Here is a 7036-nt window from a genome sequence, read left to right as displayed (position 1 = left end):
TTCGTTGTACCCGAAGTTAAGCCCTTGGACTGTTATATCAAACAGCGGTAGGTTTTATCCGAAACTGGACAGGAAGAACAGGGAAACAAACAGAACTTATAGAGTTTTATAAGGTTTTGGCAACGGATGAGAAATGATGATCAAAAATGCACGTTTGGTTGTAAGTGCGGTAAGTTCTGCCCAATATCCCCCACCTCTAGGGGCTGAGATCGCCTTAGTAGGTAGGTCTAATGTCGGCAAATCTTCTCTAATTAATTGTTTGGTAAAACGTAAGAGTTTAGCCCGTACGAGTAGTACTCCGGGTAAAACTCAAACCCTCAATTTTTATAAAATTAATAATGCTTGGTATTGTGTGGATTTACCTGGTTATGGTTATGCTCGTGTTTCCAAAAAAAAGCGAGCTAAGTGGGGAGAATTCATTGAAGAATATTTAAATAATCGTGAACAGTTAAAGGGAATTATACAGGTGGTGGATTTAAGACATCTGCCCACAGCTAATGATCTATTAATGCGTAATTGGCTTATTGAACGCGGTTTGCCTTGTTTAATTATAGCCACTAAGGCGGACAAACTTTCGCGTAATCGGCAGAAGCAGCAGGCGGAAAAAATAAGAAGTAAATTGCAATTAACTCCCATTATTTTTTCGGCTTTAACCAGTCAAGGTCGGCAGGAAGTACTAGCTTGGTTAAATAAAATTATTCCCTCTAACCCACAATCTGGGTGTTGACAACAAGTTGGCGGGATGTTATCCTGTTAATATAATTTGGAAATAGGGGGAGTGTTCTTAAATTATGCCGAAAAACAAAAGGCTTAATTGGTTATTAATCGCAGTTTTAGTCGGAATATTACTTTTGGGGGCTGCTTGTGGTAAAAATGAGTCCACAACCGGTGGAGCAAAAGGGGAAGCAAAGTTAGTTTTCGCCGATGCTGGTTGGGATAGTATTAAATTCCATAATGAAGTGGCTCGTCTAATTGTTGAAGAAGGTTATGGCTATCAGACCGAAATTATGCCTGGAACCACCATTGTAGCTTTTGAAGGTTTAAGACGTGGTGATCTTGATGTTTATATGGAAGTTTGGACAGATAATTTAACTATGTATGAAGAAGCCTTAGATAATGGTGATATCTTAGAACTAGCTATTAATTTTGATGATAATCGGCAGGGATTTTATGTTCCCACTTATGTAATCAAAGGTGATCAGGCAAGGGGAATTAAACCTTTGGCTCCTGATTTGAAAACAATCAATGATTTGCCGCAATATTGGCAAGTATTCCGCGACCCCGAGGATAAAAATAAGGGTAGAATTTATGGGGCCATTCCTGATTGGGCAGCAGATGAAATTGTTAGTCAAAAAGTAAGAAATTATGGGTTAACAGATACCTATAATCTTTTCCGTCCCGGTTCTGGGACTGCTTTGGCTGCCTCCATGGTAGGAGCCATTGAAAAAGGTGAACCTTGGTTGGGTTTTTATTGGGAACCTGAATGGATCATGGGTAAATATGATTTAACTTTTATCGAAGAACCGGAATTTGATGAACTAAAATGGGAAAATGGTTATCAATGTGCTTTTCCAGCGGTACCGGTAACGGTTTGTGTGCATAAAAGTTTGGCTCAGCGTGTGCCGGAAGTTGTTGAGTTTCTAAAAAATTATGAAACAAGTGCGGTTTTAACTAATGAGGCCTTGGCTTATATGGAAGAAGCAGGAGCTACACCGCGGGCTACTGCACGTTGGTTCTTAAAAGAAAATCGTGATTTATGGACTGAGTGGGTACCCCAGGATGTAGTGGCTAAAGTAGAAGCTGTATTATAAGTAAAAAAGAGAGGTGATAATAGTTGCTGTTTTTTAAACAGCAACTAACTTAATTTATGCAAACATTTCCAGAAAGTATTAGTTTTCGATTTGGTCCGTATGTAGAAAGAATTGTAAAATGGCTTCTGGATAATTGTCTGGAGTTTTTTGAGATACTGCGACAAGTAATTTCAGTATGTTTGTTGAAGGTGGAGTCTTTTTTGCACTGGTTACCATGGTGGGTTCTAGTGCTTTTCGTTTTTCTTTTGGGTTGGCGCTATAAAAATGTAAAAGCGGGAATTCTTTATGGTTTGTCTTTATCCCTAATCGGGGTTTTTGGTCTTTGGGAATTAACCATGACTACTCTGGCTGTAGTTTTGACTTCGGTATTTTTAGCACTACTTTTGGGTTTGCCTACTGGAATTGCCATGTCCTATAGTCGAAGAATTGAATTAATAATGAAGCCAATTCTGGATGCCATGCAGACAATGCCCAGTTTTGTTTATCTTATTCCGGCGATGATGTTTTTTGGTTTAGGTATGGTACCGGCTGTCTTTGCTACCATTATTTATGCTCTTCCACCGATAATAAGATTGACGAATTTAGGTATTCGCAGTGTACCACAAGAAATGGTAGAGGCAGCTTATGCTTTTGGCTCTTCACCAGGGCAAACTTTAATTAAGGTGCAGTTACCACAAGCTTTACCTACAATCATGACTGGTATCAATCAAACTACGATGATGGCTCTTTCCATGGTTGTAATTGCTTCTATGATCGGGGTGGAAGGTTTAGGTTATGAAGTCTTGGCAGGTATTGGCAGGATTCAGATCGCCCGGGCTTTTGATGCTGGTTTAAGTATTGTTATTCTAGCCATAATTGTTGACCGTATTTCACAAGGAATAGTTGATCGCTACCAAATACCGGAACAGTAAGTAAAAAAGGGTGATTGAAAATGACTGTAAAAATAAAAGTGGAGAATTTAACTAAAGTATTTGGACGAAATCCGAAAGCAGTATTAAAAAGATTAGAAAAAGGTGAATCCAAAGCAAAAATTTTAAAGGAAACCGGTAATACGGTAGGGATCAGCAATATTTCTTTTGATGTAAAAGAAGAGGAGTTTTTTGTCATAATGGGTCTTTCTGGCTGTGGTAAATCAACTTTATTGCGCTGCTTAAATTTATTAAATGAACCCACTGCCGGGAAAATTTATATTGATGGTGTTAATATTGTTAATTATAAACATCAGGAATTAAGGGAATTTAGGCAAAAAAAAGTAGCCATGGTTTTTCAACATTTTGGCTTGTTTACGCACCGTACAGTTTTGGGTAATGTGGAATATGGTTTAGAAATACGCGGTGTTCCTGCTGAAGAACGTACTGCCATTGCTCAAAAAACTTTAGAAGCAGTAGGTCTAAAAGGTTGGGGTGATAAATATCCCAGTCAGTTAAGTGGTGGAATGTGTCAGCGTGTAGGTTTAGCCCGTGCTTTGGCTAATGATCCCCATATTTTATTAATGGATGAACCATTTAGTGCTTTAGATCCTTTAATTCGTCGAGAAATGCAGTTAGAGCTTTTAGATATTCAGGCTAAGTTCAAAAAGACAATCGTTTTTATTACTCATGATATTAACGAAGCCTTTAAATTGGGTGATCGGGTTGCGGTAATGCGGGAAGGAAATATTGTTCAAATTGGTACACCGGAAGAAATTCTTACACACCCGCGTAATGACTATATTACCAGTTTTGTTCAGGATGTAGATAAAACCAAGGTTTTGCAGGCTAAGCATATTATGTTGAGACCTGGTGCATTAGTTTCTATTAAAGATGGTCCTAAGGTAGCAATTAAAGAAATGAAAAATGCGGGTATCTCCAGTGTTTTTGTTGTAGATGAACAAAGAAGATTATCTGGTTTGGTAACTATTGATGATGCTATTAAAGCCGCTCGCAGGAAAAAGCGGCTGGCGGAAATTCTTTCCCAAGATTATTTCCGGACTTCTCCGGAAACTTATGTGGAAGATTTACTTCCGGCAGCCTCCACAGCTAAATACCCTTTGGCGGTATTAGATGAACGGCAAAAATTATTGGGTATTATTGTTCGGGTAGCCGTCCTTTCGGCTTTGGCTCAAGATTTGGGTAACAATAATTCAGCTAATGGTAAGGGGGCTGTTAGTTCCTTGGTCTCTAAAAGGAGTTGTTGAATAACTTTTAATTCCTGACTGGTTATTTCTGGGGTGGTTGGCCAACATCCCAGTGTTTTATAACGGCAAATCCCGCGGATTAATGTTTTTTCGCTCGACCCCGGAAAAAACTCTACTGCCCAGTTGGCAATTTCTTCCGGGGTTTGTTGAGCAATTAATTCTAAACCTGCTTGTAAGGCTAAATTAAAGGCTTGATCTGTTTCAGGGAAATATTGTTTTTTGGTGGTAAAAAATACTGTGGGCAGATTGTTTACTTCTTGGGCTATGCTTTTAATTACAAAACCAGCTTTAGCTTGTTCCAATAAAGTGGCCTCAGGTTCTTCAATTAAAATAAATTGTCCGCTGCCGCTTTGAAAAACTGCAGGACGTAATTTTTCGGGCAAATTATTAATGAGGTGAAGGTCTAAAAAAGGTTTTAAATTATGTTTGCGTAAAGTATATTCCAATGCTAGGGAAGCGAGTTTACCACTACCGGCACTAATAATTACGCGATTTTTCATTTCCGGCCAAGAAGTTTCTTGGGAACTGCGGGAAAGGAGTAGGTGCCCGCTTTGTGCAGCGATTTTACTTAGAATGCCCAGTTTCTTTTCTTGTTGATAGCCATAAAAAACTTCTTCTGGTCCACCTAAATAGAGTAAATGTTCCGCGGTTTCCTCCGAAAATGTAAAGGTGTCTACTTTTTGCAGTTTTAGATTAAAATTATGTTTTTTATCATAATTTTTTTTAAGTACTGCATATAATGGTAGATATAATAAAGAGTCCTGAGTATAAATAAGTGTAATTTTACCAGGGGGTTTTTCCGGTGGGGTCATTTTCCGGGGTAAGCAGCCTATTAAAATTAGGCAGCAGAGTAATAATAAAAGAAAACGGGTTCGCAATTTTTACCACCCCCTTTTCTTTATATATAGTCTGGGATTTTTTAAAATATAACTGACATAGGCAGGGTTTTTAGGCATAAGCTATAATGGTGAGGTTTGATGAAGCATTGGTTAAAAGTTGAATTAACGGCAATTTGGTTAGGTATGGTTACTGCCTTGGCCTGTTGGCTGATTGGCGGTTTTTTGATGATTCTTTGGGTGTTTTATAGTTCGGCCACAGTTTATCATCTGGAATTTTTAATCTACTTATTGGGGATTAGTGGTGTTCTTTTGGGGGGAATTATTGCTGGTAGTAAAGTAAAAAAGACCGCTTGGTTGCACGGTCTTTGGGTAGGAGTTTTATTGGGACTTTTGGGGCTAATTATTAATCTAGAAATTGCTCCAGAATTTTATTCCTGGCTGACTTTAGGCAGACAATTATTTGTCTGGTCTCTCTGGGGGCTTGTCGGTGGTTATTTTAGTAGATTTTTGGTTAGAAAAAAAATAAAAGAGGCTGTTGAGGAGGAAGATTCAACCCCGTAATGCTGTGCACTACGGGGTTAGGTTTATCTTCCCTCTTTGTTTTCTTTTAAACCTAATAGAGTCTCCCCTATTTTGCGGTATTAAATCGATAAATATTAGTCCAAGCACTTTGTAAGCGGTAAAGCTCAGTTTTTTCTGTTTACCTTCTTTGTGTTAAGATTTGTTCTTTTCGTTTGTTAGTTAACTCTTTTTCTACTCTAGTTATTTGATTTAGATATCTTTCCTTTAGCGGCAGGTTTAATTGGGCCATGATGCAGGCTAGGTTTTTTAATCCCTGATGCTGTAAATTGTTGTTCTCTAGTTTTCCTAAATAATATGCTAGTTTTTGGCAATCCTTTAGATCTACAAAATAGGAATAAGTAGCTTGTTCATTAAAGGAAGCAAAATAACTATTGCGGGCCCTTAAGGAAAGATTTGCATATTCTTTGAGTTCAGTCATTATTTTTTCACCGCGATTAATTTCTTTTACAAGAATTTCTATAAATTCTTCTCGCTTAATTGGAATAGGTTCCTTTTTTTCATCACTAAAAAGTAGATTGCGTCCTGGAAGGGTGTTTAATTTTAAATCATTAAGAACTACCCGCATTTGGTGTAGTTCTCCAAAAACATCTTTTTTAATTATCATGCTGATTTGTCGATAATTTTGGTCTTGGGTGGCATTGAAAAAATTATGCCATTTCTGAAGTAGGGTTTGGATTTCACTTTCTGACGGTAATTTTGCTCCCCAAAAGTCGCTAATCTTAATCATGATTTGATTATAGGCTTGGTCGAGCTTGGGATTTTTGCCTTTTCTAGCTATTTGAGCAATGTTGTTATTTAAATTATAGTTTTGAGCACGTTGAAAAAGGTTTGTTAAATGAACATTTAGTTTTTGAAGCATTTGCAATCCCCCTCTGGCAATTGACTATAATTGTGCCTATATTATAAACAATTCAAGCCTAGATGTCAAAATATTTTAGGTTTGACAAAGAAGGGGCAAATCTGTAAGATAAAAATTAAAGTGCCGTTGAAGGAAAGGAAGGCTCGTAAAGCCCAACAGAGAGATAAATCCTTAGGTTGAGAGATTTGTCAGGGTAGCTGCCTAGTCGTTCTGGAGGTGTGATTTTGAAATTTAAGTAGGGATCACCGGGTAAGCCCGTTATCGCTTGTTGAGAGCTGTTTTGTTTCTAAAACAGAAAAAAGGTGGTACCGCGGAATAAAAATCCTTCCGTCCTTTTGGGGATGTGAAGGATTTATTATGTTTTAAAGGAGGGAAAAGTTTTGCCTAAACAATTACCTACAACATATGATCCACATGGTGTGGAGGAAAAATGGTATCAAGTTTGGGAAAGTAAAGGTTATTTTAAAGCACCTCTTGGGGAGGATTTGCCTGAAAAAAAAGCAAGGGGGGAGGTGGAAACCTTTTCGATTGTAATGCCTCCACCTAATGTGACCGGTTCCTTACATTTGGGGCATGCTTTGGATAATACACTTCAGGATATTTTAACACGTTGGCAAAGAATGAGGGGTAAAGCGACATTGTGGCTGCCGGGAACCGATCATGCTGGTATTGCTACTCAAGCTAAGGTAGAGGAAAATTTGGCTGTCCGGGGTTTAAGTAAAGAAGATTTGGGTAGAGAAAAGTTTTTGGAAAAAGTTTGGGAATGGAA

Annotated in this window: 8 protein-coding genes and 1 other annotated feature; of the genes, 6 read left to right on the top strand and 2 right to left on the bottom strand. The window is 38.1% G+C overall.

Translation table 11 applies throughout. From position 1 onward, the window contains the following. Nucleotides 1-133: 133 nt before the first annotated feature. The 4 genes from GX687_07000 (at nt 134) to GX687_06985 (ending at nt 3987) form a co-directional block, all read left to right on the top strand. Complete coding sequence (locus GX687_07000) at nt 134-727, top strand: YihA family ribosome biogenesis GTP-binding protein (GenBank protein HHX97183.1); 594 nt, start codon at nt 134-136, stop codon at nt 725-727. Nucleotides 728-791: 64 nt separating this feature from the next. Beyond that, nucleotides 792-1811: an ABC transporter substrate-binding protein gene (locus GX687_06995; GenBank protein HHX97182.1), complete on the top strand. Its 1020-nt coding sequence runs from the start codon at nt 792-794 to the stop codon at nt 1809-1811. A 56-nt stretch (nt 1812-1867) separates the two neighbouring features. Continuing rightward, complete coding sequence (locus tag GX687_06990; GenBank protein HHX97181.1) at nt 1868-2722, top strand: proline/glycine betaine ABC transporter permease; 855 nt, start codon at nt 1868-1870, stop codon at nt 2720-2722. Between the two features lie 20 nt (nt 2723-2742). Next, nucleotides 2743-3987, top strand: a complete 1245-nt coding sequence (locus tag GX687_06985) for a glycine betaine/L-proline ABC transporter ATP-binding protein (protein ID HHX97180.1) — start codon at nt 2743-2745, stop codon at nt 3985-3987. On the opposite strand, the gene GX687_06980 is transcribed toward GX687_06985, so the two are convergent. Then, a complete protein-coding gene (locus GX687_06980; protein HHX97179.1) occupies nt 3912-4865 on the bottom strand; it encodes a hypothetical protein in 954 nt (317 codons plus the stop codon). The two genes, GX687_06985 and GX687_06980, sit on opposite strands and share 76 nt — an antisense overlap. 99 nt (nt 4866-4964) lie before the next feature. Here GX687_06980 and GX687_06975 point away from each other — a divergent pair, with 99 nt between their 5' ends. Further along, nucleotides 4965-5387, top strand: coding sequence for a TIGR04086 family membrane protein (locus GX687_06975; GenBank protein HHX97178.1), 423 nt, complete (start codon nt 4965-4967; stop codon nt 5385-5387). 139 nt (nt 5388-5526) lie between these two features. Here GX687_06975 and GX687_06970 read toward each other — a convergent pair whose 3' ends face one another. Beyond that, complete coding sequence (locus GX687_06970; protein HHX97177.1) at nt 5527-6267, bottom strand: hypothetical protein; 741 nt, start codon at nt 6265-6267, stop codon at nt 5527-5529. 117 nt (nt 6268-6384) lie between these two features. Next, nucleotides 6385-6605: a binding site (T-box leader), on the top strand. Between the two features lie 42 nt (nt 6606-6647). Here GX687_06970 and GX687_06965 point away from each other — a divergent pair. Further along, nucleotides 6648-7036, top strand: a 389-nt coding sequence (locus GX687_06965) for a class I tRNA ligase family protein (protein ID HHX97176.1), incomplete at its 3' end; no start/stop codon positions are given.

The sequence above is a fragment of the Clostridia bacterium genome, assembly GCA_012841935.1.
GTDB lineage: Bacteria > Bacillota > Peptococcia > DRI-13 > DTU073 > DUTS01.
This window is presented reverse-complemented; position numbering and strand designations above follow the sequence as displayed.